This window comes from Janthinobacterium sp. 344 (genome assembly GCF_900112025.1).
Lineage (GTDB): Bacteria > Pseudomonadota > Gammaproteobacteria > Burkholderiales > Burkholderiaceae_D > Janthinobacterium.
On record NZ_FOKL01000001.1, the window covers coordinates 808,180 to 834,108 of the forward strand.

19 protein-coding genes are annotated in these 25,929 nt (G+C 64.5%); 9 read left to right on the forward strand and 10 right to left on the reverse strand.

The window, feature by feature from the left end; genetic code table 11:
• Nucleotides 1-245: 245 nt before the first annotated feature.
• Genes BM193_RS03660 through BM193_RS03675 form a run of 4 tightly spaced genes read right to left on the reverse strand, consistent with a single transcriptional unit; the run spans nucleotide 246 to nucleotide 2,767 of the window.
• Nucleotides 246-890 carry an FABP family protein gene (locus BM193_RS03660; RefSeq protein ID WP_092795454.1) on the reverse strand — a complete coding sequence of 215 codons (645 nt, stop codon included), beginning with the start codon at nucleotides 888-890 and terminating at the stop codon, nucleotides 246-248.
• 56 nt (nucleotides 891-946) lie between these two features.
• Entirely contained in the window at nucleotides 947-1,345 is a 399-nt protein-coding gene (locus tag BM193_RS03665) for a hypothetical protein (protein WP_092795456.1), read from the reverse strand.
• A 1-nt stretch (nucleotide 1,346) separates the two neighbouring features.
• A complete protein-coding gene (map, locus tag BM193_RS03670) occupies nucleotides 1,347-2,150 on the reverse strand; it encodes a type I methionyl aminopeptidase (RefSeq protein WP_092795458.1) in 804 nt (267 codons plus the stop codon).
• A 17-nt stretch (nucleotides 2,151-2,167) separates the two neighbouring features.
• A complete protein-coding gene (locus tag BM193_RS03675) occupies nucleotides 2,168-2,767 on the reverse strand; it encodes a TetR/AcrR family transcriptional regulator (protein ID WP_092795460.1) in 600 nt (199 codons plus the stop codon).
• 112 nt (nucleotides 2,768-2,879) lie between these two features.
• Between BM193_RS03675 and BM193_RS03680 the strand changes: the two genes are divergently transcribed.
• Complete coding sequence (locus tag BM193_RS03680; protein ID WP_092795463.1) at nucleotides 2,880-4,394, forward strand: AMP nucleosidase; 1,515 nt, start codon at nucleotides 2,880-2,882, stop codon at nucleotides 4,392-4,394.
• 56 nt (nucleotides 4,395-4,450) lie between these two features.
• Nucleotides 4,451-5,056 (forward strand): hypothetical protein, encoded by a 606-nt coding sequence (locus BM193_RS03685; protein ID WP_092795465.1) that lies wholly within the window; start codon nucleotides 4,451-4,453, stop codon nucleotides 5,054-5,056.
• Nucleotides 5,057-5,099: 43 nt separating this feature from the next.
• Here BM193_RS03685 and BM193_RS03690 read toward each other — a convergent pair whose 3' ends face one another.
• Both BM193_RS03690 and BM193_RS03695 read right to left on the reverse strand, forming a co-directional pair.
• A complete protein-coding gene (locus tag BM193_RS03690; protein WP_092795467.1) occupies nucleotides 5,100-5,570 on the reverse strand; it encodes a cyanophycin metabolism-associated DUF1854 family protein in 471 nt (156 codons plus the stop codon).
• A 2-nt stretch (nucleotides 5,571-5,572) separates the two neighbouring features.
• Nucleotides 5,573-7,855 (reverse strand): cyanophycin metabolism-associated ABC transporter, encoded by a 2,283-nt coding sequence (locus BM193_RS03695; RefSeq protein WP_092795469.1) that lies wholly within the window; start codon nucleotides 7,853-7,855, stop codon nucleotides 5,573-5,575.
• A gap of 511 nt (nucleotides 7,856-8,366) precedes the next feature.
• Between BM193_RS03695 and cphA (BM193_RS03700) the strand changes: the two genes are divergently transcribed.
• The 3 genes from cphA (BM193_RS03700) to BM193_RS03710 all read left to right on the forward strand — a co-directional run bounded on the left by cphA (BM193_RS03700) (nucleotide 8,367) and on the right by BM193_RS03710 (nucleotide 16,648).
• Complete coding sequence (cphA, locus tag BM193_RS03700) at nucleotides 8,367-10,544, forward strand: cyanophycin synthetase (RefSeq protein ID WP_092795470.1); 2,178 nt, start codon at nucleotides 8,367-8,369, stop codon at nucleotides 10,542-10,544.
• A 194-nt stretch (nucleotides 10,545-10,738) separates the two neighbouring features.
• The gene (gene cphA, locus BM193_RS03705; RefSeq protein ID WP_092795472.1) at nucleotides 10,739-13,309 is read left to right on the forward strand and encodes a cyanophycin synthetase; all 2,571 of its coding nucleotides are present in this window, start codon (nucleotides 10,739-10,741) and stop codon (nucleotides 13,307-13,309) included.
• Nucleotides 13,310-13,513: 204 nt separating this feature from the next.
• Nucleotides 13,514-16,648, forward strand: coding sequence for an EAL domain-containing protein (locus BM193_RS03710; protein WP_254785820.1), 3,135 nt, complete (start codon nucleotides 13,514-13,516; stop codon nucleotides 16,646-16,648).
• A 3-nt stretch (nucleotides 16,649-16,651) separates the two neighbouring features.
• On the opposite strand, the gene BM193_RS03715 is transcribed toward BM193_RS03710, so the two are convergent.
• Entirely contained in the window at nucleotides 16,652-17,062 is a 411-nt protein-coding gene (locus BM193_RS03715) for a T3SS (YopN, CesT) and YbjN peptide-binding chaperone 1 (RefSeq protein ID WP_092795476.1), read from the reverse strand.
• 325 nt (nucleotides 17,063-17,387) lie between these two features.
• On the opposite strand from BM193_RS03715, the gene BM193_RS03720 reads away from it, so the two are divergent.
• The 4 genes from BM193_RS03720 to BM193_RS03735 all read left to right on the forward strand — a co-directional run bounded on the left by BM193_RS03720 (nucleotide 17,388) and on the right by BM193_RS03735 (nucleotide 22,954).
• Nucleotides 17,388-20,081: a TonB-dependent receptor gene (locus BM193_RS03720; RefSeq protein ID WP_092795478.1), complete on the forward strand. Its 2,694-nt coding sequence runs from the start codon at nucleotides 17,388-17,390 to the stop codon at nucleotides 20,079-20,081.
• A 244-nt stretch (nucleotides 20,082-20,325) separates the two neighbouring features.
• Nucleotides 20,326-20,610, forward strand: coding sequence for a hypothetical protein (locus BM193_RS03725; RefSeq protein ID WP_092795480.1), 285 nt, complete (start codon nucleotides 20,326-20,328; stop codon nucleotides 20,608-20,610).
• Nucleotides 20,611-20,654: 44 nt separating this feature from the next.
• Nucleotides 20,655-21,551: a MurR/RpiR family transcriptional regulator gene (locus tag BM193_RS03730; protein WP_092795483.1), complete on the forward strand. Its 897-nt coding sequence runs from the start codon at nucleotides 20,655-20,657 to the stop codon at nucleotides 21,549-21,551.
• A gap of 80 nt (nucleotides 21,552-21,631) precedes the next feature.
• Complete coding sequence (locus BM193_RS03735) at nucleotides 21,632-22,954, forward strand: aspartate aminotransferase family protein (RefSeq protein WP_092795485.1); 1,323 nt, start codon at nucleotides 21,632-21,634, stop codon at nucleotides 22,952-22,954.
• Between the two features lie 6 nt (nucleotides 22,955-22,960).
• On the opposite strand, the gene BM193_RS03740 is transcribed toward BM193_RS03735, so the two are convergent.
• The 3 genes from BM193_RS03740 to BM193_RS03750 are packed head-to-tail and all read right to left on the reverse strand — an operon-like array spanning nucleotide 22,961 to nucleotide 25,891.
• Complete coding sequence (locus BM193_RS03740) at nucleotides 22,961-23,224, reverse strand: PAAR domain-containing protein (RefSeq protein WP_092795487.1); 264 nt, start codon at nucleotides 23,222-23,224, stop codon at nucleotides 22,961-22,963.
• Between the two features lie 28 nt (nucleotides 23,225-23,252).
• On the reverse strand, nucleotides 23,253-24,551 hold the full coding sequence (locus BM193_RS03745) for a hypothetical protein (RefSeq protein ID WP_254785821.1): 1,299 nt from the start codon (nucleotides 24,549-24,551) through the stop codon (nucleotides 23,253-23,255).
• Nucleotides 24,548-25,891 (reverse strand): hypothetical protein, encoded by a 1,344-nt coding sequence (locus BM193_RS03750; RefSeq protein ID WP_254785823.1) that lies wholly within the window; start codon nucleotides 25,889-25,891, stop codon nucleotides 24,548-24,550. The genes BM193_RS03745 and BM193_RS03750 overlap by 4 nt, the downstream gene beginning before the upstream one ends.
• Nucleotides 25,892-25,929: the final 38 nt, after the last annotated feature.

Consider the following 25,929-nt stretch of genomic DNA (forward strand, 5'->3'; position numbering starts at 1 on the left):
CTGAGAAAAGCCCATGGCGTTGCTGCGTTGCCTGGCCGTACGTTCGTACTGCCTGCGGCCACGCGCCTAGCCCTGGGCATTTTTCAGGCGCTCCAGCAGAGCGGCGGCAAAAGACTTGAGAAAAGTCCATGGCGTTGTTGCGTTGCCTGGCCGTACGTTCTTACTGCCTGCGGCAACGCGCCTAGCCCTGGGCATTTTTCAGGCGCTCCAGCAGAGCGGCGGCAAAAGTCGCCGCTTTTTGATTTTTACACCGCCGCCAGCGCCTGCAAGGCCATCGGGTTCGGCGTCGGCTCGCCGATTTTCGTCAGCAGGTTGCGGTCCGTGTGGTGGAACGGTTCATCCTTGCCGCGAATGAGCATCACCGTGTCCTCGTCGTAGCCCCAGCTGCCGTCCGCGTGGATGTCGACCTTGATGCGGTATTCCACCGTGGTGAACGCGTGTTCGAGAAAGGGGTTCGAGCAGATGCCGTAGGCCGTCGAATCGCGCCTGGCCACCAGTTCGAAACTGGTGGCGTCCGCCGTCGTCGTGCCCGAGGCCATGGCAATCTGGCCGCGCGGGATGGCCAGGGTCTGGATCACGGCGCCCGTGGCCGGCTCCCACAGCCAGTAGCCCACCTGCTCATGATACGTTTTGACCTGGTCCGGCTTGGTGATGTGGATGTAGTAGCGCAAGCCGTAGAACAGCTGCGGGCCGTTGGTGACGGGGTCGATCGGCTGCAGTTCGATGCGCTCGACGAAGGCCTGCTTGCGCGGGCCGTCGGCCTTCGGCTTGACGTCCAGGCCGCGCGTGCCCGTCCAGATGCCGGCCATGCCGGTCAAGGGGCCCAGGTTGTTCAGGGTGTGCACGTCGGCGGACGGCTCGGTGTAGATATCTTCGGGAAAATCGCTCATGCGGAAGTCTTCAAAATGGGGCAACAGTGCTTGCCGCTATTGTAAGACCCAGCCTGCTAGACGGGAAACAGCGTGATGTGGCGCTCGATGAACCGCACGGCGGCCGCCGCCAGCGCGGGGCGCTGCGCCTCGAACAGCGCCGCGTCGCGCAAGCGCAGCAGGTTGTCGGCGATATCGGGCAGCTGCAATTGATTGGCGAGCAGCGCCGCCACCGCATCGGGATGCGCATACAGGGCGCTGTCAAAACCTTCCCACTCCGCGTAGGCCAGCCACTCGGCCAGCAGCACCATGGCGGCGACGGGCGGCGCCAGGGCCGCGATGCGCTCGGCACGCAGCACGCTGTCGTCGCGAATGCCTTCCTGCTGCAGCACGGCCAGCGCCACCTGCTGCAGCGCGTCTTGCGGATCGCACCGGCATTTGTCCAGCAGGCGCTGCGTCAGGCTGGCGCTGTGCATCTCAGACCAGCGGGTCCGGCAAGCCGGTCAGGGTGAAGATTTCAAAGCCCGTTTCCGTCACGGCCAGCGAGTGCTCGAACTGCGCCGACAGCGAGCGGTCTTTCGTCACCGTCGTCCATTTGTCCGGCAAGACCTTGACCTGGTAGCTGCCCACGTTGAGCATCGGTTCGATCGTGAAGATCATCCCCGGTTCCAGCACGATGCCCGTGCCGGCGCGGCCGTAGTGCAGCACTTGCGGCGTGTCGTGGAAGACCTGGCCCACGCCATGGCCGCAGAAGTCGCGCACGGACGAAAAGCCCTGCGCCTTGGCCACCGCCTCGATGGCGGCGCCCACGTCGCCCAGGGTCGCGCCCGGGCGCACGGTGTGAATGCCGGCCATCATGGCGTCATACGCCGTGTTGACCAGGCGGTTGGCCAGGATGGACACGGCGCCCACCTTGAAGGTGCGGCTGGTGTCGCCGAACCAGCCGTTGAACTTCGGCGTCACGTCGATGTTCAGGATATCGCCCACCTTCAGGATCTTGGTCTCGGACGGGATGCCGTGCGTGACCACGTGGTTGACGGAGATGCAGCTGGCGTGCTTGTAGCCGTGGTAGTCGATGGTGCCGGGGATTGCGCCGGCGGCGCGCATGAACTCCTCGCACAGGGCGTCGAGCTTGGCCGTCGACACGCCGGGCTTCACGAAAGGCGTGATGTAATCGAGCGTGTCGGCGGCGATGCGGCCGGCCGCACGCATGCCGATGAAGCCTTCTTCATCGTGCAGGGGGATTTTCTTGCCGTGTTCAAGCTGGGTGGAATAGCGCATGGGGATTCTTTTCTTTGTTAATGTGTGGTGGTATGGGCGGCCCAGCCGCGCACGGCATCGTGCGAGGCGCGCAGCATGGCGTCGACGCTGGCCGGTATCGGCCGCTCCTGCGTCAGGTAAGGCTTGACGACGGCCACGGGGGCGTCGATCAGCACGAATTTGAGCAGCATGTGATCGAGGTCCAGCTCCGTGGTGGACGGCATGGCTTCGGCGCAGCGGGCGAAGCAGGCATCGAGCGCCGCCTGCTCCTCTTCCACGGCGGCGGCCAGCTCCTCGCTGATGCCACCGTTGAAATCGGGACTGTCCGCGCATTGCAGCAGGAAGCGCGCATACACGGGCTTGCGCCGGCACCAGTCCAGCAAGCCATGCACGCCGGCCCAGGTGTCGCCGCCCAGCCAGCGGCTGGCCACTTCCTCGCGGAAGTCGCTTTTCACGCGCAGCCAGGCGCGCGCCAGGATGGCGTTGCGCGAATCGAAGCGGTGATACACGGAACCGATGGGCGCCCCGGCCTTGACGGCGATGGCGGCCATCGACACGGCACCGACGCCGCACTGGGCGGCGACGGCGATCGCGCTGTCGATGAAGTTGTTTTCGTTGAATTTAGCAAGTCTGACCATTCAAATAGAATACAGATTCTATTTGAATCCGTCAAGCGCCCCGAGATGCACCGACAAGAGTTGCCCCGCTGCCTTACAATGGTATGCACGAACCGCTACAAGGAGAATCCGCTTGCTTACGCCCCCCTTCATCGCCTCCTCCCGCTTCGACGATCCACGCCTGGCTTTGGCCCAAGTGCAAGCCATCTACCGCAGCAGCATCGAACACTTGCGCGATGCGCTGCAGCGCTTTGTCGCCGGCGAAGACATGCACGAGCGCGTGCGCGCCTGCTATCCCTTCGTGCGCATCCAGACCGACACCGTGGCGCGCGCCGACTCGCCGCTGGCCTACGGCTTTGTCGCCGGTCCCGGCGTGTTTGAAACCACCCTGACGCGCCCCGATCTGTTTGGCGACTACTACCTCGACCAGTTCACCCTGCTGCTGAAAAACCATAACCGGGGCCAGAAGGTGCACCTGGAAGTGGGCGTCAGCGCGCAGCCGATTCCCGTGCATTTCTCGTTCGCCGAGCATGACCACATCGAAGGCAATATGGATGCGGGCCGCCGCCTGGCCATGCGCGACCTGTTCGACCTGCCCGACCTGTCGGCCATGGACGACGGCATCGCCAACGGCACGCACGAACCGGCGCACGGCGAAGCGCAGCCGCTGGCCCTGTTCACGGGCCCGCGCGTGGATTATTCGCTGCAGCGCCTGCGTCACTACAGCGGCACCTCGCCGCAGCACTTCCAGAACTTCGTCCTGTTCACCAACTACCAGTTCTACATCGACGAATTCATCCGCCTGGGCCACGCCCTGATGGACCGCGCGCCCGACGCCGCCGCGCCGTCGGACGACGACGGCTACATCGCCTTCGTCGAACCGGGCAACGTGGTCACGCGCCGCGTGGGCCAGACGGTGGAAAGCGAGGATGCGCTGGGCGCCGCCCCGCCACGCCTGCCGCAGATGCCCGCCTACCATTTGCTGCGCGCGGACGGCAGCGGCATCACAATGGTCAATATCGGCGTGGGACCGGCCAATGCCAAGACCATCACCGACCACATCGCCGTGCTGCGCCCGCACGCCTGGCTGATGCTGGGCCACTGCGCGGGTCTGCGCACCACGCAAAGCCTGGGCGACTACGTGCTGGCGCATGCCTATGTGCGCGAAGACCACGTGCTCGACGAAGACTTGCCGCTGTGGGTGCCGATCCCGCCGCTGGCGGAAATCCAGCAGGCGCTGCAAACGGCCGTGGCGGAAATCACCCAGCTGACGGGGCATGACTTGAAACACATCATGCGCACGGGGACGGTGGCCAGCACGGACAACCGCAACTGGGAACTGCTGCCGCAGCGCACGCCGGAGCGCCGCTTCAGCCAGAGCCGCGCCATCGCGCTGGACATGGAAAGCGCGACGATCGCCGCCAACGGCTTCCGTTTCCGCGTGCCCTACGGCACCCTGCTGTGCGTCAGCGACAAGCCGCTGCACGGTGAGATCAAGCTGCCCGGCATGGCCAACCACTTCTACCGCGAGCGCGTCGACCAGCACCTGCGCATCGGCATCCGCGCCGTGGAACTGCTGCGCCGCCAGGGCGTGGACCGGCTGCACAGCCGCAAGTTGCGCAGTTTTGCGGAAGTGGCGTTTCAGTAAATCTCGGGCACCTACCGGCGGGCCACCGGGTCCGCCGTTCATTTCAAGAACAATACATGAACCTACTTCACAGCATCCCTTTCGCCCTGGCATTGGGCTTGTCAGTGCCGGCGCTGGCACAAACCACCGCCACTCCCATCTACATGTTGCTAAAGCCGTTAGTGCAAAACGATGCAAACGGTGTTGACATCTGCGGGGTGGACGCCACCGCTGCAGTAGTCATCGACAAGAAACTTGAAACCTATGAATTCCAGTTCTATGTTTCAGCATCTACATTCAGCGGCCACATCGATGCAGGGCAACTGAGTGATCCAGCCACGCCAAAGCCGGCAGGAAAGCAGACAGAACTGCCGCGTCCGACGGGATTCCGGATCGCCAGGAAGGACAACGGCGAAGCGGTGCAGGCGCGGGACATCCAGGCGTCCGGCAAACCGGGACACATGGCCGGCACGGCCGATCTCATACAGACCACCCGGCAGTTGTGGAATCTGATCGGAGGCCAAGCGATGCAGCTTACCATCGAGTACCCGCACCAGCGGCGCCAGACCATCATCGAGTTTTCGCAAGAACTCGCGGATGAGGATCGCGATACCCTGCTGTCCTGCATGAAAGACCAGATGGTTTCGATACGCAGGCAATATGAGGCACATAAACAGAAGTAAAAAAACGGCGCCGTGAAGGCGCCGTTCTTGATTGTTGCATCGCTTACAGGAAGCGATCCAAAATCTTGCGCGTCGTCTTGTCGATATTGAACATGTCGCGTATCAAAAAGTGGATGCCGTGGTTGTCGGCGATCAAGAGCGACGTGGCGCCGATGCGGCGGATGTCTTCCTCGCCCTTCAGCACGAACTGCGTCTCGCCGCGGTCCGTGTCGACATGCCAGGTGCACGGCGTGGCAAAACTGCTCACGCTTTTCACGCGCGCGATTTCCGGCATGAATTCGCGCCCTTCCAGCTCTTCCTGCAGCAGGCTGCGCGCCGGCTCCGGCAAGGCGTCGACATGGTCGATCCACGCCACTTCCTTGCCATTGCCCAGCACCAGCGAGATGCCTTCGTCGGGCGACTGGATGGGAAAGGCGCGCACGGGCGCCACGCCTTCAAAGACCTGGCCGTCCGCGTCGGTCATCACCAGCTTGCCGAAAGGGTCGCGGTGTAATGTAAAAGTTGTGCTGGCCATGCTTATTCCTTGTCATCCAGGGCGAGTTCGTTATTGCGCGCCTGTGCTTCGTAGAGGCGGAAATAGGCGCCCTCTTTCGCCATCAGTTCATCGTGGCTGCCCACTTCGACGACCTGGCCGCGGTCCAGCACCACCAGGCGGTCGGCCCGGTGCAGGGTCGACAGCCTGTGCGCGATGGCGATCGTCGTGCGGCCCTGCACCAGGTTGTCCAGCGCCTTTTGAATCTCTTTTTCCGTTTCCGAGTCCACCGACGACGTGGCTTCATCCATGATCAGGATGCGCGGGTCGATCAAGAGCGCGCGGGCGATCGAGATGCGCTGGCGTTCGCCGCCGGACAGACCCTGGCCGCGCTCGCCCACCATCGAATCGTAGCCTTGCGGCAGGCGCAGGATGAATTCATGCGCATGCGCGGCGCGCGCGGCGGCGATGATCTCCTGGCGCGTCGCGTGCGGCTTGCCGTAGGCGATATTTTCCGCGATGGTGCCGAAGAACAGGAACGGCTCCTGCAGCACCAGGCCGATATTGCGGCGGTAGTCGGACACGGCGAACGAGCGGATGTCGACGCCATCGAGCAGGATCGCGCCTTCCGAGACGTCGTAGAAGCGGCAGATCAGGTTGACCAGCGTGCTCTTGCCGGAACCGCTGTGGCCCACCAGGCCGATCATCTCGCCCGCCTTGATGTTCAGCGTGATGCCGCGGTTGACGGCGCGGTTGCCATAGCGGAAACCGACTTCGCGCAAATCGATGCGGCCTTCGACCTTCTCCAGTTTGACGGGCTGCGCCGGCTCCGGCACGCTCGACACGTGGTCGAGGATGTCGAAGATGCGCTTGGCGGCGGAGGCCGATTTCTGCGTCACGGAGACGATGCGGCTCATCGAGTCGAGGCGACCATAGAAGCGCGTGCTGTAGGCGATGAAGGCGGTCAGCACGCCGACGGTGATTTCGCCGCGCGACAGCTGCCAGATGCCGAAGCACCAGATGACCAGCAAGCCCATCTCCGTCAGGAAGGACACGGTGGGCGAGAACAGCGACCAGACTTTATTGAGCTTGTCGTTGACGGCCAGGTTGTGCGCGTTGGCGTCGCGGAAGCGGGCCGCTTCGCGTTTTTCCTGCGCAAACGCCTTGACTACACGAATGCCGGGGATGGTATCGGCCAGCACGTTGGTCACTTCGCTCCACACGCGGTCGATCTTTTCAAAGCCCGTGCGCAGGCGGTCGCGCACCAGGTGGATCATCCAGGCGATGAAGGGCAGCGGCGCCAGGGTCATGATGGCCAGCCACGGGTTCATCGACCACAAAATGACGCCCGTCATGATGATCATCAGCACGTCGGAGGCGAAATCGAGCAAATGCAGCGAGAGGAAGACGCAGATGCGGTCGCTGCCGCTGCCGATGCGCGCCATCAGGTCGCCCGTGCGCTTGCCGCCGAAAAATTCCAGCGACAGTTTCATCAGGTGTTCATACGTGGCCGAGCGCAAGTCGGCGCCCATGCGTTCGGACACCAGGGCCAGCACATAGGTCTTGCCCCAGCCCAGCAGCCAGGCCAGCAGGGCCGAACCGAGCAAGCCGCTCATGTAGTACACCACCAGCCACGGATCGATGTGCTTGCCGTTTTGATACGGAATCAGCACATTGTCCATCAGCGGCGCCGTCAGGTAGGGCGGAATCATGTGCGCGGCCGTGCTCAGCAGCATCAGCAGGAAGCCCAGGGCCAGCTGGCCGCGGTAGGGATGGGCGAAGCGCCACAGGCGGAACAGGGTCCAGGTCGACGGCGGCGTATGCAGCACCTTGGCGCAGATCGGGCATTCTTCCTGCTCCGGCTCCAGTGGCGCCTTGCAGCTGGGGCACACTTCCTGCTCCGCTTCCAGCACGGGCTGGCCCGTCAGGTGGCTGTCGAGGCGCTCGACGAACTGTTCCAGCACGCGGATGGCATGCAGGTTCTGGCCCAGGGTGAAGCGCCACGAGGCCAGGCGGCCGTGGTCGTCGAACAGTTCCAGGTGGCCGACCCCGGCGTGGTCATGGTGCGTCAGGCGCAGTCCGGGGCGGAAAGACCAGCTTTTCCACGCGCTTTCGCCCGGCGAACGGGCCAGCAGGCGCTGCTCGGTAACAACTATTATGCCTTTTGTGAAACGTAATCGCGCATCGAGGTCAACCTCAACGCTACTTAAAACGTTCTCCCCTGGAGAAAGATTCTTTTCCACTTCCGCCAGCCAGGCTTCTGCCACAGGCGCCGGCTGGGAAGCGAGGGGGGTAGTTGTTGCAGGAACACTCAGTTCAGTTGTCATCGTAAAGCATACTCCGGCTCGAGGCCAAGCCCATCAAAGGGCGGGATTTGGGGGATGGGGCAAGTGCCCGATCAATGTTTGTGTACTGCGCGATGGCGGGGTGATGCACCAGTGGCAATTTCCTGTATTGTATCGAATGGATGCTTGTCAGTAAGGAATGGATAGCAAAATGGCGCAAAAAAACGCCGGGGCGCGGCAGCAAGTGCCAGGCAGGCGCGGCGCTTTTGCAACGCGGCGCAAGGGCTGCAGTATACAACAGCTGGCCGCCGCGCAAATGTCTCCACCCAGCCACGAAGATGGTGTTTTTTTAGTAAGAATGGCAACATTTAGTAACAATTAGAATGACAACACCAGCAGAATACGAGAAGCAAACGCGACAAGAGGCCGCTAAAAGTGGCACACTGCGCATACCCGGGATAAAGAACCAAGCACGAGCCTGAAAAGACTCTGTAAAGCCAACATAAAGTATCTGGCGCCCAGACGCCTGGCTTGTTATCAAGAAACCACTTACATGATCAAGAAGAAGAACATCGAATTCGTCCGCGTCACCCACTTGCGCGGCCCCAACATCTGGACTTACCGTCCGGTGATTGAAGCCTGGGTCGACATCGGCGAACTGGAAGATTACCCATCGAACACCCTGCCCGGCCTGTACGAGCGGCTCGTCGCCTGGCTGCCCGGCATGATCGAGCACCGCTGCGGTGTGGGCGAACGGGGCGGCTTTTTCGAGCGCCTGCGCGAAGGCACGTGGTCGGCCCACATCCTCGAACACGTGGTGCTGGAACTGCAAAACCTGGCCGGCATGCGCACGGGCTTCGGCCAGACGCGCTCGACCAGCCAGCGCGGCGTCTACAAGATGGCCTTCCGCACGCGCGAAGAGCACGTGGGCCGCGCCGCCCTGGCCGCCGCGCGCACGCTGCTGATGGCCGCCATCAACGATGAAGCCTACGATCTGGAAGCGGCCCTGGCGCCGCTGCGCGACATGGTCGACGCGCGCTGCCTGGGCCCGAGCACGGCCAGCATCGTCGACGCGGCCACCGAGCGCCGCATCCCTTCCCTGCGCCTGAACGACGGCAACCTGGTGCAGCTGGGCCACGGCGCCGCGCAGCGCCGCATCTGGACGGCCGAAACGGACCGCACCAGCGCGATCGCCGAAGGCATCGCCAGCGACAAGGATCTCACCAAATTCCTGCTCAAATCGTGCGGCGTGCGCGTGCCTGAAGGCAGCCTGGTGCGCAGCGCCGAAGCGGCCTGGGAAGAGGCGCAGGACATCGGCGTGCCCGTCGTCGTCAAGCCATATGACGGCAACCACGGCCGCGGCGTGTCGCTGAACCTGATGACGGAAAGCGACGTGAAGGCGGCCTACGAACTGGCCGCGCGCAAGGGCGACAGCTCGGCCGTGCTGGTGGAAAGCTTCATCACGGGCGACGAGCACCGCCTGCTCGTCGTCGGCAACAAGCTGATCGCGGCCGCCAAGGGCGAATCGCTGTGGGTCGACGGCGACGGCACCTCCAGCGTGCTGGAACTGGTGAACACGCAGATCAATACCGACCCGCGCCGCGGCGAAGGCGAAGATTTCCCGCTGGGCACCGTCAAGCCGCACGAATCGGGCGAGATCATCCTCGAACTGCAGCGCCAGGGCATGACGGCCCTGTCCGTGCCGCAGGCGGGCCAGAAAGTGCTGATCCAGCCGAACGGCAACGTGGCCATCGACGTCACGGACGACGTGCACCCTTCCGTCGTGCACGCGGCCCTGCTGGCCGCCAGGGTCGTCGGCCTCGATATCGCCGGCATCGACCTGGTGACGAAGGATATTACCCGTCCCCTGGAAGAGCAGCGCGGCGCCATCATCGAAGTCAATGCCAGCCCCGGCCTGCTGGCGCATATCAAGCCGGGCGTGGGCCAGCCGCGCCCTGTCGGCGCGGCCATCGTCGACCACCTGTTTACGCAGGATGAAACGGGCCGCATTCCGCTGATCGGCGTGACGGGCACGCGCGGCACCAGCCTGATCGTGCGCATGCTGTGCAAACTGCTCAACCTGTCGGGCCTGCACACGGGCGCCGTCTGCAGCGAAGGCATGTACCTGGACCAGCGCCGCGTCGTCAGCAGCGATTGCGTGAACTGGGACGCGGGCCAGCGTTTGCTGCTCAACCGCACCGTGCAGACGGCCCTGTTCGAGAGCAATCCGCGCATGATCCTGGCCGAGGGCCTGGCCTATGACAAATGCCAGGTCGGCATCGTCACGGACATGGGCAGTATAGAGAGCGTGAAGGATTTCGACGTGCTCGACGACGCCGGCCTGTACAAGGTCGTGCGCAGCCAGGTCGACGTGGTCGTGCCAAGCGGCGTGGCCGTGCTCAATGCCGCCCATCCGCAAGTGCTGGAACTGGCCGAACTGTGCGACGGCACGGTGACCCTGTACGCGCAGGATGGCAGCCTGCCCGCCGTCGCGGCGCAGCTGGCCGGCGGCCAGCGCGCCGCCTTCGTGCGCGGCAACCACATCGTGCTGGCCGAAGGCGGCATCGAAACGGTCTTGCTGTGCCTGGACCTGCTGAAACCGGCCACGGCCGGCAATGTCGACAGCGTGCTGGCCGTGGCCGCCGCCGCCTGGGCCCTGAACCTGCCCGTCGACCTCATTTGCGCGGGCCTGCGCACCTTCGACGCGGCCCCCGGCTGCATCGGCAACTGAAAACCAGGGAGGTCAAACCAAACCTACTGCGCGTCGCGATTTGCGGCCTCCGATGCTCACTGTGCATCCGCACAGCGCCGCTTCTCGGGCCAGCGGGGGCGCCGAGCCTCCCATCCGCTCGCTATGGTTTGATTTGACGTAAAAGCCCGGCTACGGCCGGGCCCACAAGAACACAACAGGATTACGGTTTAATTATGGAAGTATCTCGCGTACGGGCCTTGCGGGGCCCTAACCTCTGGAGCCACGACACCGCCGTGGAAGCCATTGTTTCCTGCACCACGCAGGAACTCGACATCGCCCAGCTGCCCGGCTTCGAAGCCCGCCTGCGCGCGCGCTTTCCGCAACTGAGCCCGCTGCAACCGCTGGGCAATTACAACGCCGCGCCGATGGCGCAGGTGCTGGAACTGGCGGCGCTGGGCCTGCAGGCGCAAGCCGGCTGCCCCGTCACCTTCAGCCGCACCACGCCGACGCTGGAAACGGGCATCTTCCAGGTCGTCGTCGAATACTCGGAAGAAGCCGTCGGCCGTCTGGCCCTGGAACTGGCGCAGCAGCTGTGCCAGGCCGCGCTGGCCGACGCGCCGTTCGACCTGGCCGGGGCCCTGCACCAGCTGCAGGAACTCGATGAAGACGTGCGCCTGGGTCCGTCGACGGGCGCCATCGTCAACGCCGCCGTGGCGCGCAACATCCCGTTCCGCCGCCTGACCGAAGGCAGCCTGGTGACGTTCGGCTGGGGCAGCAAGCAACGCAAGATCCAGGCCGCCGAAATGGACGGCACCAGCGCGATCGCCGAAGCCATCGCGCAGGACAAGGAACTGACGAAAAAACTGCTCGATTCGGCCGGCGTGCCCGTGCCGCAAGGCCGCGTCGTCGTCGACGCGGACGACGCCTGGGCGGCCGCCTGCGAGATCGGCCTGCCGGTGGTCGTCAAGCCGAAGGACGGCAACCAGGGCAAGGGCGTCACCGTGAACATCACCACGCGCGAGCAATTGACGGCCGGCTTCATCGCGGCGCAGGAATTCCGCGACGACATCCTCGTCGAACGCTATCTGCCGGGCCACGATTTCCGCCTGCTCGTCATCGGCAACAAGATGGTCGCCGCCGCCCGCCGCGACCCGCCGCAAGTGGTGGGCGATGGCCAGCACACGGTGCGCGAACTGGTCGACCAGGTCAACCTCGACCCGCGCCGCGGCAGCGGCCATGCCACCTCGCTGACGAAGATCCGCTTCGACGACATCGCCCTGGCCAGCCTGGCCAAGCAGGGCTATGTGGCCGACTCGGTGCCGCCCGTGGGCCAGCGCGTCATCCTGCGCAATAACGCCAACCTGTCGACGGGCGGCTCGGCCACCGACGTCACCGTCGACGTGCATCCGGAAGTGGCGGCGCGCGCCGTCGCCGCCGCGCACATGGTGGGCCTGGACATCTGCGGCGTGGACGTGGTCTCCGACAGCGTATTGAAACCGCTGGAAGAACAGAATGGCGGCATCGTCGAAGTGAACGCCGCGCCGGGCCTGCGCATGCACCTGGCGCCGTCGTTCGGCAAGCCGCGCCCCGTGGGCGAAGCCATCATCGCCGCCATGTTCGCCGAAGGCGACGATGGCCGCATTCCCGTCGTCGCCGTCACGGGCACCAACGGCAAGACCACCACCGTGCGCCTGATCGCCCACCTGCTGACCACCTCGGGCCTGCGCACCGGCATGACGAACACCGATGGCGTGTACATCGAAGGGCGCCAGATCGACAGCGGCGACTGCAGCGGCCCGCGCAGCGCGCGCAATGTGCTGCTGCACCCGGACGTGGACGCGGCCGTGTTCGAGACGGCGCGCGGCGGCATGCTGCGCGAAGGCCTGGCCTTCGACCGCTGCCAGGTCGCCGTGGTGACGAATATCGGCGCCGGCGACCACCTGGGCCTGAACTACATCACCACCGTGGAAGACCTCGCGGTATTGAAACGCGTGATCGTGCAGAACGTGGCCGATAGCGGCGTGGCCGTCCTGAACGCCACCGACCCGGCCGTCGCCCGCATGGCCAAGAACTGCAGCGGCACGGTGACCTTCTTCGCCGCCGACAAGACGCATCCCGTGATGGCCACGCACCGCGCGCAAGGCAACCGCGTGGTCTTCGTGGAAGACGGCAAGCTGGTCGCGGCGCAGGGCCAGGAACGCCACGAGATCGCCCTGTCGCAGGTGCCGATCACGCGCAATGGCGCCATCGGCTTCCAGGTCGACAACGTCATGGCTTCGCTGGCCGCCGCCTGGGCCGTGGGCCTGGACTGGAAAACCATCGCGCTGGGCCTGAAAACCTTCGCCAATGAAGCCGACAACGCGCCGGGCCGCTTCAATGTGTTCGACTATCGTGGCGCCACGCTGATCGCCGACTATGGCCACAATCCGGACGCCATCCTGGCGCTGGTGCAGGCCGTGGAAAGCATGCCGGCCAAGCGCCGCTCGGTGGTCATCAGCGGCGCCGGCGACCGCCGCGACGAGGACATCCGCCAGCAGACGGAAATCCTCGGCGCCGCCTTCGACGACGTGCTGCTGTACCAGGATCAATGCCAGCGCGGCCGCGCCGACGGCGAAGTGGTGGCGCTGCTGCGCCAGGGCCTCGACGGCGCCAAGCGCACCAGCCATATCGATGAAATCAACGGCGAGTTCGTCGCCATCGACAAGGCCCTGGCGCGCCTGGGCGAAGGCGACCTGTGCCTGATCCTGATCGACCAGGTGGAAGAGGCGCTGGCGCACATCGCCAAGCGCGTCGCCGAAGCCTGAGCGTAGTCTCCTTGCGCACGAGGGCGGCCTGCGGGCCGCCCTTTTTACTGGCGCGCGCCCTATCCCGCCGCGCACCGGCATGGTGCAAGCCCACCTGATATCCCCCTTGCAAGCTTGTAAATTCGGGCATGAAAATTGCTCATAAGAAAACACAAACTGGGCTGACAAGAAGGTGGGGCACGCATGGTGGGCAGAATCTCGCGCATGATCGGGAAATTGACGGTGGGGCGCAAACTGGCGCTGATCTATTTGCTCGACCTGTCCGCCGTGATCTTCATTTCCGGCATCCTCATCAACGAAAAATACATCGCCATCGATTTCTCGCGCAAGGAAATGGCCGGCAACGACTACATCGCCGTGATCCGCGACGCGCTGCTGCCCCTGACGCGCGCGCCCGCCGATGCGGGCGAGTCAACGGCCGCCATCGAAGGGGCCGAACGCCGGTTCGGCAGCGGCATGCGCAGCGCGCAATTGAGCGAGGAATTTTCCGCCCTGCTGCGCCAGGCCGGCGCCCCGCCCGCGACAGAGGACGGCATCGCGCCCTCGCCCGCCTTTGCCGCCGGACGCGAGCTGCTCACGCGCGTGGGCAACCAGTCGAACCTGATCCTCGACCCTGACCTGGACAGCTACTACACCATGTCGCTGGTGATCCTGCGCTTTCCGGAACTGCTGGAAGTAATCAACAGCACGCGCGGCCTGGCGCTGCAGCTGGCGACAAGCGAAGGCGCGCAGCGCCAGCGCATGCAGACGCAGTTCCTCATCCTCGAAGGGCGCATGGACGCCACCATGGGCGGCATCCGCAGCGACTACACGGAGGCGTTCGAGGCCAGCACGCCGCTGCTGCGCCAGCACCTCGACGTTTCACGCGCGGCCCTGCAGCAGGCCGTGGCGCAGTTCCGCGCCAGCACCCAGGCGCTGGCCGGCGCGCAAGCCAACCCGGCCGGCATGCAGGAACTGCTGCGCCGCGATGCCGTGGCGCTCGCCGCGCTGCGCCTGGCATGGCACGATGCGGCGAACGAATTGCAGCGCCTGATCCAGCTGCGCGTGGATGGCTTTTTCACGCGCATGTGGCTGCACCTGGGCACGGCGGTGCTGCTGCTGGCGATGATACTGGGGCTGGTGTTTTTCGTCGCGCGCCAGATCGCCCTGCCCATCCGGCGCCTGGCGCGCGTGGCGCAGGAGGTGCGCGAAACGGGCGACCATAGCCTGCGCGCCATCTGGGACAGCGAGGACGAAACGGGGCGCCTCGTCAGCGCCTTCAACACCATGCTGCAGCAGCTCGATTTCCAGCGCGTGGAGCAGCAGGACCTGGTGGCCCGCGCCAGCGCGGCCGATGCGCAGCGCCAGCTGGTGGACGCCATTCCCATCCCGCTGATGGTGACCTCGATCCCGCACCACCGCGTGCTGCACGCGAATCAGGCCGCGCATGCGTGGCAAGGTGGACTGGAACTGGACCCGTGGGTCAGCGGCATGAGCGCGCACGCCCGTTCGCGCTTCTTCCAGCGCTTGAGCGACCTGGGCGCCGTCGATGAATTCGAAGTCTGCTGGAGCGGCGGCGGCACGCCCACCTGGGCCCTGATTTCGGCACGCCTGATCGACTACCAGGGCCAGCGCGCCGTGCTGTCGACCTTCACGCCGATCAACAAGATGAAGCTGATGGAATCGCGCCTGGAACTGTGGGCCAAGGTCTTCGAGGCCTCGGCCGAGAGCCTGATCGTGATGGATGCCGACATGCGCATCATCACGGTCAACCAGGCCTTCCGCCGCCATTCGCTGTACGACATGGTTGAATTGATCGGCAAGCGCCCGGCCTTTCTGCTGTCGCCGCAAAACAGCCACGAACAGCTCGACAGCCTGCGCCAGACGCTGGCGCGGCGCGGCTACTGGCAGGGCGAGATCTGGATCCAGCGCAAGTCGCTCGAAGCGTATCCCGCATGGCTGGTGATGAACGCCGTGCGCGACCTCGATGGCGTCACCACGCACTTCATCGCCAGCTCGCTCGACATCAGCGAGCGCAAGGCCAGCGAGCGGCAGATCGAGCACATGGCGCACCACGATGCGCTGACGGGACTGGCCAACCGCCACGTGTCGAAGCTGCGCCTGGCGGCCGCCATCGCGCAGGCGCGCCGCAGCGGCGAAAAGGTGGGCGTGCTGTTCGTCGACCTGGACCGCTTCAAGCATGTCAACGACGCGCTGGGACACCACGTGGGCGACGCGCTGCTGCAATCGGTCTCACAGCGCCTGCTGCAGCTGGTGCGCGAGGGCGACACCGTCAGCCGCCTGGGAGGCGATGAATTCGTCATCATCCTGAACGGCATCGGCGATGCGGCCGCCATCGGCGACCTGCTCGATGCGCGCCTAATCCCCGCCATGCGCCAGCCGCACCAGGTCGAGGGCAGCGAACTGTATGTCTCGTGCAGCGTGGGCGTGGCCATCTATCCTGACCACGGCGCCGACATGGATACCCTGATGCGCCACGCCGATGCGGCCATGTACCAGGCCAAGAGCGGGGGCCGCGACCATGCGCGCCTGTTCACGCCGCAGATGGAGGAACAGCAGCTGCAGCAGCTGCACCTGGAAACCGATCTGCGCCACGCCATCGAGCGCCACGAACTGGTGCTGTACTACCAGCCGCGCATCGATGCGCGCACAGGCCGGCTGAACGGCGTGGAAAGCCTGATCCGCTGGCAGCATCCGCAGCGGGGCCTGATCGCGCCGGACAGTTTCATCCCCGCCGCCGAGGAATCGGGCCTGATCGTGCCCATCGGCGCCTGGGTCATCCGCGAGGCGTGCCGCCAGCACGTGGCCTGGCGCGCGGCTGGCGCGGGGGACATCGGCGTGTCGATCAACCTGTCGGCCATCCAGCTGAAACACGGCGGGCTGGTGGCCACCTTGCGCGAGGTGCTGCGCGACTTTTCCATCGCCCCGGGCCTGATCGAATTCGAGCTGACGGAATCGATCCTGATGGAGAACGTGGACGACACCATCGCCACCCTGCAGGCGGTCAAGGCGCTGGGCTTTGCCCTGTCGATCGACGATTTCGGCACCGGCTATTCGAGCCTCAACTACCTGTGCCGCTTCCCGCTCGACAAGCTGAAGATCGACATGAGCTTCGTGCAGAACATCCACAGTTCGCCACAGAACCTGGCGGTAACGAAAGCCATCATCGGCCTCGGTCACACGCTGGGCCTGACGGTGACGGCCGAAGGCGTGGAAAGCGCCGCCGATGCCGAGGTGCTGCGCCACGCCGGCTGCGATGAGCTGCAGGGCTATTACTTTGCCCGGCCCATGCCGCAGGCGCAACTGGTGGCATGGCTGGCGCAAGAGTGCATGGCCTGAAACCTAGTGGGCGCTGGCGCGCATTTCGTTGGCGAACAGCGATGCCGCATGCGCCATCGAGCGCGTGGCGCGCGCCAGGAAATGCGTCCAGTGCTGCGGCTCCAGCAGCAGCATCTCGATGCAGAACCACACCTGGCCGCGCACCGCATGGCCCTTCACCAGCTTGATGCGGCGGTTGACTTCATCGAGCGCCACCAGCACCCGCTGCTGCTCCTCGGGCGACTCGATGGGCCAGACATTCGGCAGCAGCAATTTGCCAAACTGGACATCGTCGGCGTCCAGGCACAGCACATAAGCCATGCCTTCGAAACGGAAGACGATGTCGCCATCGCTGTCGGTCTGCGCCTGGTAGCCCTGCGCGCGCAGGTGCTGCAGCAGAAATTCGGTGGCGGTGGCGGTGATAAGCGTGGACATGGTGTTTTCCTTTACGTGAGTGAGATGACGGCGTCCGGCATTGGCGCCGCGGCATCCCCACCTCAACGCGGCGCGCCACAAAAAATACAAAACTTTTTTCCGCCCGTGTGGAGCGCCTGCAACGGGCGTGCGCCGGCACGGCGGATACGCCCGCGCCGCCAGGGCGCATGAATGCAGCAGGGATACCGGAATTGATATTGACATCGCAAAAGAAGTGATTTGTGGGGCAAAGTCATTCCCCATACCATGATTCTTGAGCAAGTTTCAGCTCTGGCGGCGGCTGCCGCGGCGATCTCAACATAACTAAAATACAGGTGGAGACAAGATGAACCAATCGATAGCAACGGGCACCCCCACGTCCCGGCACAACACACGCTTGACCTTGAAGGCCACGGTGGCCGCGCTGGCCGGCGCCGGCCTGCTGAGCAGCGCCTCCGTGTGGGCGCAGCAGGCGCCCGCCGCGGAGCCGGCGACGCTGGAAAGCACGCAGCCGGCGGCAGCGGAAGTGGCGGCGCAAGCGCCGGCCGAAGCGCAGGCTGACACCACGAGCATGAACGTGGTGGCCGTCACGGGCGTGCGCCGCGCGGCGCAAAGCGCGCAGACAATCAAGAAGAACAACGACCAGGTGGTCGACTCCATCGTCGCCGATGAAATCGGCAAATTCCCCGACAAGAACGTCGCGGAAATCCTCGGCCGCGTGACGGGCGTGCAGGTGCGCCGCGAAGGCGGCGAGGCGGGCGGCGTCATCATCCGCGGCTTGCCCGGTGTCGTGACCTTGCTCAACGGCCGAGAAATGTTCACATCCGTGGGCCGCAGCCTGTACCTGGCCGACATCCCGACGGCCATGCTGCAGCGCGTGGACGTGTATAAATCGCAGGGCGCCGACATGGTCGAAGGCGGCACGGCCGGCGTGATCGACGTGCGCACCAACCGCCCCTTCGACTTCAAGGGTTTCACCTCGTCGGTGAACACGCGCATCGAACACCGCGACAAATCCGGCTCGACCGATCCGAACGTCAGCGGCATGGTCTCGAACCGCTGGAAGACGCAGTACGGCGAAATCGGCGCCCTGGTCGGCCTGTCCTACCAGCGCAGCAAATACTATGACGAGACGATCTGGAACGCCGAACCGGTGGCGCGTCCGGAAGCGGGCAACATCACGGGTCCCGATTCCGTCGGCATGATCCCCACCGTGGGCGACCGCAAGCGCTATGCGGCCAACGCCGCCTTCCAGTGGCGCCCGAACTCGCAGGTGGAAATCTACGCCGAAGGCATGTCGACCCTGATCAAGCATGCGTTCGACAGCCAGTTCTTCGTCGGCTCGCTGCCTTGGGGCCAGGACCCGGACATCACCCTGATCCCGGGCACCAACCAGGCTGGCACGGTGGGCAAGATCGACGGCCCATGGTCGCCATTCACGCTGGGCTCGACCCAGGCGCGCCGCGACCGCTCGATCGGTTCGCAAGGCGCCATCGGCGCGCGCTGGGACGTGACGCCGCAATTGCGCGTGACGACGGAACTGGCGCGCACGGTCAGCAACTTCGAGCGCGAATTCCCCATCCTCGACTTCCTCGCCCATCCGACCAGCGTGATCGGCAGCACGAATGTGAACGGCGGCGCGCAGATCAGCTACCCCGGCTACAACATGGCCGATCCGAAGAACTACACCCTGCTCGGCTTCTACGATAACCACAGCCACGACGAAGGCAGCTCCACCGACTGGCGCGCCGATGCGACGTACGACATGGACAGCACGGGCTTCTTCCGCGAGTTTTCCACCGGTATCCGCATGGCCAAGCGCAAGGCCGAATCGATCCGCGAAAAGAACGTGCAAGGCGGCCTGGCCTCGCCCATCACGGCCGACAGCATTCCCGGCCTGGCCTGCACATCGCACCAGAACACGGGCAACTTCGGCCTGCAAAGCTGGATCACGCCCTGCCGCGATTTCATGCTCAACAACACAGCCGCGCTGCGCCAGCTGTTTACGGGTAGCAGCGAACGCAGTCCGGAAGATCCGCTGACGCACTTCCAGGACGTGGAAAAAACCAATGCGATCTACGGCAAGGCGCGCATCGGCTTTGATCTGGGCGCGGTGCCCTTCGATGGCACGCTGGGCGTGCGCGTGGTGCAGACCAAGCAGGACTTGCAGGGCAATTCCTCGCAAAACGGCGTGATCTCGCCCGTGCGCGTGAACACCTCCGACACGGATGTCCTGCCCAGCATGACCTTGAAAGCCATGCTGCGCCAGGACCTGATCGGCCGCATGACGGCTGGCAAGGCCATCCAGCGCGCCAACTTCGCCGACTTCAACCCGGGCGTGACCCTGAGCCAGAGCCTGGACATGGTGCGCCCGACGGGCGGCGGCGGCAATCCCGACCTGAAACCGGTGGAAGGCAAGAACGTTGACCTGGCGCTGGAATGGTATTTCGCGCCGACGGGCTCCGTCACGGCCACCGTATTCCGCCACAACTTCAAGAACTACATCCTGTCCGGCTCGGCCAAGGAAACGTATAACGGCATCGAGTACGACATCACGCGTCCGCGCAATACCTCGAAAGGGCATTTGCAGGGCATGGAAATGGCCTACCAGCAGTTCTACGACAAGCTGCCAGGCTGGATGAAAGGCTTGGGCCTGCAGGCCAACGCCACTTACATGACGGGCGAGCTGGAAGAGATGGATGGCAATGCGCATCCGTTCACGGGCATGTCGAAATGGTCGGCCAACGTCGTCGGCCTGTACGAGCAGGGTCCCTGGTCGGCGCGCCTGGCTTACAGCTGGCGCGACAAGTTCGTCGATGACTACAACTACCGCGGCAAAGGCATCCACCTGACCGTGGCGCCGACGAAAACCCTGGACGCGTCGATCTCGTACAAGATCAACCCGACCATGACGGTGACGCTGGACGCCAACAACCTGCTCGATTCGACCTACCACGACTATCACGACACGCCGGAGTATGTGCGCGATGTGCGCCGCTACGACAAGGTCGTCGGTTTGTCATTGCGTTGGAGCTTGTGACAGTGACCTGAGCAAACCGGCCGCGCGGCGCGCCGCGCGCCGGCGATGGTTTGCTCAGGCATCGCAACGTCACTGCCATTCAGCATTTTTTCTTCCTTGCGAGGGTTTTCAGCGCCAGCCGGCAACGGTTGGCGTTTTTTTTGCCGTATGGAATCTATCCGACAGAGGAATTGATTTAGCGCAAGATGGAGAACCACGGGCCTTTTATGCTGTCAGCTCGACCATCCAAACCGGCGGCAGCACCATGCGCGATGCACGGCCCATCGATGCACAATTATTCCAGCCCGACATCCCCATGCGGCTCGACATGCGCACGGCGGCGCTGGTCGAGCATGCGCTGGCCTTGCAGGAAATGGCCGGCACGGGCGCCGCCGCGCTGTTCCTGCATTGCCACGACGTGCCGCTGGCCACGGCCTTGCGCGTATTGACGACGGGGCCGCGCCGGCAAGCGGCCGGGCCGCACCTGTTCGCCCGCCTGCGCCCGCGCACGAGTGCCATGGCGCCCGGCTTGCCGCTACCGGTGCGCTGACGAATCCTGTACCATCGCCGCAACCCATTCAATGAGGCACGGCGATGCAGGCAGCGACACCCCCCGATAACCATGCGGCACTGATGGCCCTGATCAAGGCGCGCTTTGCCGAACTGAGTCCGCAATTCCAGGCCGGCGCGCGCTACCTGGCCGACCATCCGGACGACGTGGCCGTGTTGTCGATGCGCAGCATCGCCACGCGGGCCCAGGTGCAATCGGCCGCCCTCGTGCGCCTGGCGCAGCAGCTGGGCTTTGCCGGCTGGCCGGAACTGAAAAGCATCTTCGTCGAGCGCCTGCGCGCGGGGCCGGCCGGCTACGCGGAAAAGGCCGGCGCGCTGGCCGGCAAGGACGGGCAGGAGCGCGACCTGGTCACCGAGGTCTTCACGGTGCAGCAGCGCAACCTGGCGACGACGGAAAGCGCCAACCACGCCGCCCTGGACGCCGCCGCCAACCTGCTGCAGGCGGCGCCCCGCGTGCACGTGGCCGGTTTCCGCGCCGCCCACCCCATCGCCTATACCCTGCACTATCTGTACCGCCTGCTGCGCCCCAGCGTGCAGCTGCTGAGCGGCCAGGGCGGCACGCTGGAAATGGACTTGCGCGCCCTGCAGCACGGTGAAGCCGTCGTCGTCGTCAGCTTCGCGCCGTATTCCAGCGAAGCGCTGCTGGTGGCGCAGGCGGCGCGCCAGGCCGGCTGCCAACTCATCGCCATCAGCGACAGCGCCATCTCGCCGCTGGCACTGCAGGCAGACGCCAGCATCGTCATCGCCGTCGACAGTCCATCCTTTTTTCCCTCCATCGTGGCCGGCATCGCCGCCGTGGAAAGCCTGGCGGAATTGCTGGTGGCGCGCGCGGGAGCCGATGCCGTGCAGGCGATCGGCGTGGCGGAAAAGCAGTTGCGGGCGCTGGGCGCCTACGCAGACACATCAAATGATGTAAATTAAAAACAAATACATCAAACGTTGCAATCCGGCGCGGCGCGTCCTATACTCGGCTTCCCTCTCGTTGATATGAAAGCGATGCCATGAGCCATGTCTTCCACCGCAGCCTGACCGCCAGCTACCCTGTCGCCGCCGGTGGCGACGGCCCTTACCTGATCGATGCCGAGGGCAAGCGCTACCTGGACGCCTGCGGCGGCGCCGCCGTGTCGTGCCTCGGCCATGCGGATGCGGCCGTCATCGCCGCCGTGCAGCGGCAGGTGGCCGGCATGGCGTATGCGCACAGCTCGTTCTTCACCAGCGCGCCCATGGAAGAACTGGCCGACTTTCTCGTCGCCCGCGCACCAGCCGGCATCGACAGCGTGTATTTCGTCTCAGGCGGCTCGGAAGCGGTGGAAAGCGCCTTGAAGATGGCCCGGCAGTTCTTCGTCGAACGGGGCCAGCCGCAACGCCGCCACGTCATCGCGCGCCGCCAGAGCTATCACGGCAACACCCTGGGCGCGCTGGCCACGGGCGGCAACGCCTGGCGCCGCCAGCAATTCGAACCGCTGCTGATCGGCGTCACCCACGTGTCGCCCTGCTACGCCTGGCGCGACCAGGCGCCCCATGAAACGGATGGCGACTACGTGGCGCGCCTGGGCCAGGAACTGGAAGACAACATCGCCGCACTGGGCGCGGAAAACGTCATGGCCTTCATCGCCGAACCTGTTGTGGGCGCCACGGCCGGCGCCCTGCCCGCCGTCGCCGGCTATTTCGCGCGCATGCGCGCCATCTGCCAGCGCCACGGCATCCTGTTGATCCTCGACGAAGTCATGTGCGGCATGGGGCGCACGGGCAGCCTGTTCGCCTGCGAGCAGGAAGGCATCACGGCCGACCTCATCTGCATCGCCAAGGGCCTGGGCGCCGGCTACCAGCCCATCGGCGCCGTGATGGTGTCGCAGGCCATCCGCGACACCATCCGCGCCGGCACGGGCTTCTTCCAGCACGGCCACACGTATATCGGCCACGCCACCGCCTGCGCCGCCGCCCTGGCCGTGCAGCAACAGATCGAGGAGCGCGATCTGCTGGCCAACGTGCGCGCCATGGGCAGCCTGCTGCAACAGCGGCTGCACCAGCGTTTCGACGTGCATCCGCACGTGGGCGACATCCGCGGCCGCGGCCTGTTCCTGGGCCTGGAACTGGTGCGGGACCGCGCCAGCAAGCAGCCGTTCGACCCGGCCGGCCGCCTGCACGCGCGCATCAAGACGCAAGCCATGCAAAACGGCCTGATGTGCTATCCCATGGGCGGTACCATCGATGGCCTGCACGGCGACCACGTGCTGCTGGCGCCGCCCTACATCATCGACGCCAGCCACGTCGAGGAAATCGTCGACAAGCTGGGCACGGCCATCGACGCCTGCGTGGGCTGACCGTCTCTAGCCGCGCCCGCTGTTGCCCACCGTGGACATCAGGCTGGCGCCGCAGCTCGTCTTGTGCCCTTCAAACGCGACGGGCACGCCATCGATCAGTACCTGCGGATCGCCCTCGGCGATCACGCAGCGCACGTGCCCCTTGATGGGGCAGGTGCAAGGATCGCCCTTGCGCGCCACGGCCACGCCCAGCACCGTGCTGTTCGGCGCCGCCCCCACCACCTTGCCGCCATGACTGGTGGGATCGTTCAAGCGGATTACGCCACGCATGCTCTTCTCCTTGAATAAGTCAAACCCATCACTGCGAAAACCCCTGGTAATACTCGGGCGCATCGTGGCGCAAGCCCCACCAGGGCAAATACGCATGGTTGCCGCCGCGCGCGCGGAACCACGGCTTGCCGGGCTGGATCGGCCGCACGACGGCGGGCGGCGCCACCACCAGCGCCACCGGGGCGGACAGGTCGCTGGTGCCGGCCACCAGCACGGGCTTGCCGAAATGGTGCGCGTAAGCGATGCCCAGCGCCACGTTCGTCAGGGCCGTACCCGCGCCCGTCTCGCCCAGCACGGCCGTCAGATTGAAGCTTTGCTTCAGCAGATCGAATTCCGGCAATTGCACGGTAAGCGTCTGCGCCAGCGCGCCGAGCCGCGCGGACGAATCCGGGTGCGTATTGCCGGCGTCGTGAATCAGATAGCCGATGTCAGTATCGGGCCTGTTCGCCTTCGCTGCCGCCTCCTCGATGGCCGCCGTCCACGCCTGCACCAGGCGCGGCGGTTCGCCTTTTTTGACGTCAAAATCGGCAACCTTCTTGGTACTCGGATAGCCGAGCCACGCCAGCGGCGCCCGTTCCGTCTTGTAGTCGGGACCGGCCAACACCAGCAGCACGAGGTTCTCGTTGATCTGCCGGTCCAGGGGACGGCTGGGCGCATCCCAATTCATGGCCCAGACGGTTTCCTTGGGGTGGTTTTGCAGATAGTCGAGTGCGGCGGAGAGCGACGTAAAACCGGCGTTGGGGCCGCCCATGGTGACGCGGACGTCGGGCGGGGTGGAGCGGGTCCAGAGGGTGGGAGAGTGGATGTTGCCGATGCTAAAAATATCGGCAACATATTCCCGGACGAAATTGGCTGCTTCCACTGGGTCGAGCTTGCCTTCAGGTAGCGCATATTCAATGTGAATGCCTGCAAGCTCGCGCCAGCGCGATTTGTTTTCAGCAGAGTGAACGTTGTAGAAGTACTCTGGGTCGGAGTAATACACCCCATGAAAACGATCAAACATATCTTCGATATATTTATGGTGGTAGCCGAGAAAGGTTTCAGAGCCATTATTTCCAACCGCAATAGACGCAATGCTTTGCAGCCGCGTATATTTCTCTGGTTTTTCCTTGACCATATCGTCGCCTGGATTCGGCTGCACCAGCCCCAAGGTCCACAGCAATTGCCATTGCGTGGGGTAATCCCGCCGTTGCAAGGGATTCAGCCATTGCAATCCCACCACCTGCGCCATAAACGGACCGCTGCGTGGCACCGTTGCCTCCGGCAATGGCGGTGTCGCGCACGCACCAAGCAAAAGCGACATGAGAACCGCGAGCAGCGCCCTCATTGCGAAAACCCCTGGTAATACTCGGGCGCATCGTGGCGCAAACCCCACCAGGGCAAATACGCATGGTTGCCGCTGCGCGCGCGGAACCAGGGCTTGCCGGGCTGGATCGGCCGCACGACGGCGGGCGGCGCCACCACCAGCGCCACGGGGGCGGACAGATCACTGGTGCCGGCCACCAGCACGGGCTTGCCGAAATGGTGCGCATAGGCGATGCCCAGCGCCACGTTCGTCAGCGCCGTACCCGCGCCCGTCTCGCCCAGCACGGCCGTCAGATTGAAACTTTGCTTCAGCAGATCGAATTCCGGCAATTGCACGGTGAGCGTCTGCGCCAGCGCGCCGAGCCGCGCGGACGAATCACGATGCGTATTGCCGGCGTCGTGGATGACGTAACCGATCCTGCTCTCCGCTTGATTGGCTTTACTTGCCGCCTCCTCGATGGCCGCCGTCCACGCCTGCACCAGGCGCGGCGGTTCGCCCTTTTTGACTTCAAAATCGGCAACCTTCTTGGCACTCGGATAGCCGAGCCACGCCAGCGGCGCCCGCTCCGTCTTGTAGTCGGGACCGGCCAACACCAGCAGCACCAGGTTCTCGTTGATCTGCCGGTCCAGCGGCCGGCTGGGCGCATCCCAATTCATGGCCCAGACGGTTTCCTTGGGGTGCGTTTGCAGATAGTCGAGCGCGGCGGAAAGTGAAGTGAAACCGGCGTTGGGGCCGCCCATGGTGAGGCGGACGTCGGGAAGCGTAGAACGCGTCCAAAGGGTAGGAAAGTTGGGGTTACCAATGGTAAAAGTGCGTCGGACGTAGTCCTGCACGAAGGCTCCTGCATCCGCCGGATCGAGTTTCCCTTCAGGAATGGCGTATTCGATATGGATCCCAGCCAACTCACGCCAGCGTGAGCGATTCTCGGCGGAATGAACGTTGTAAAAATATTCAGGGTCGGAATAATAAATATCATGAAACAAATTGAATACCTTCCGAATATATTTACGATGATATCCAACAAACGTTTCCGCACCATCACTCCCTCCAACTATCGGTGAAATAGCCTGCAAGCTGGAATATTTTTTGGGATTTGCCTTGACCATGTCATCGTCAGAGTTTGGCGGCACCAGCCCTAAAGTCCACAGCAATTGCCATTGGGTGGGGTAGTCCCGGCGTTGAAGGGGATTCAGCCATTGCACAGCAACAACTTGCGCCATATATGGGCTTTTTTTAGTGTCAGGTGATTCGGCAACGGCCTTTTCCGGCGTAGGAAGCGATGAACGAAGACGCGCACAGGCAGTCAGGAAAATCAACGCCAGAAAAATCATCAAAGCATAAATCAAAGAGGATTTCGTCATATTGAATTCTCCATTTTTAAAACAGATCTTGAATGCAA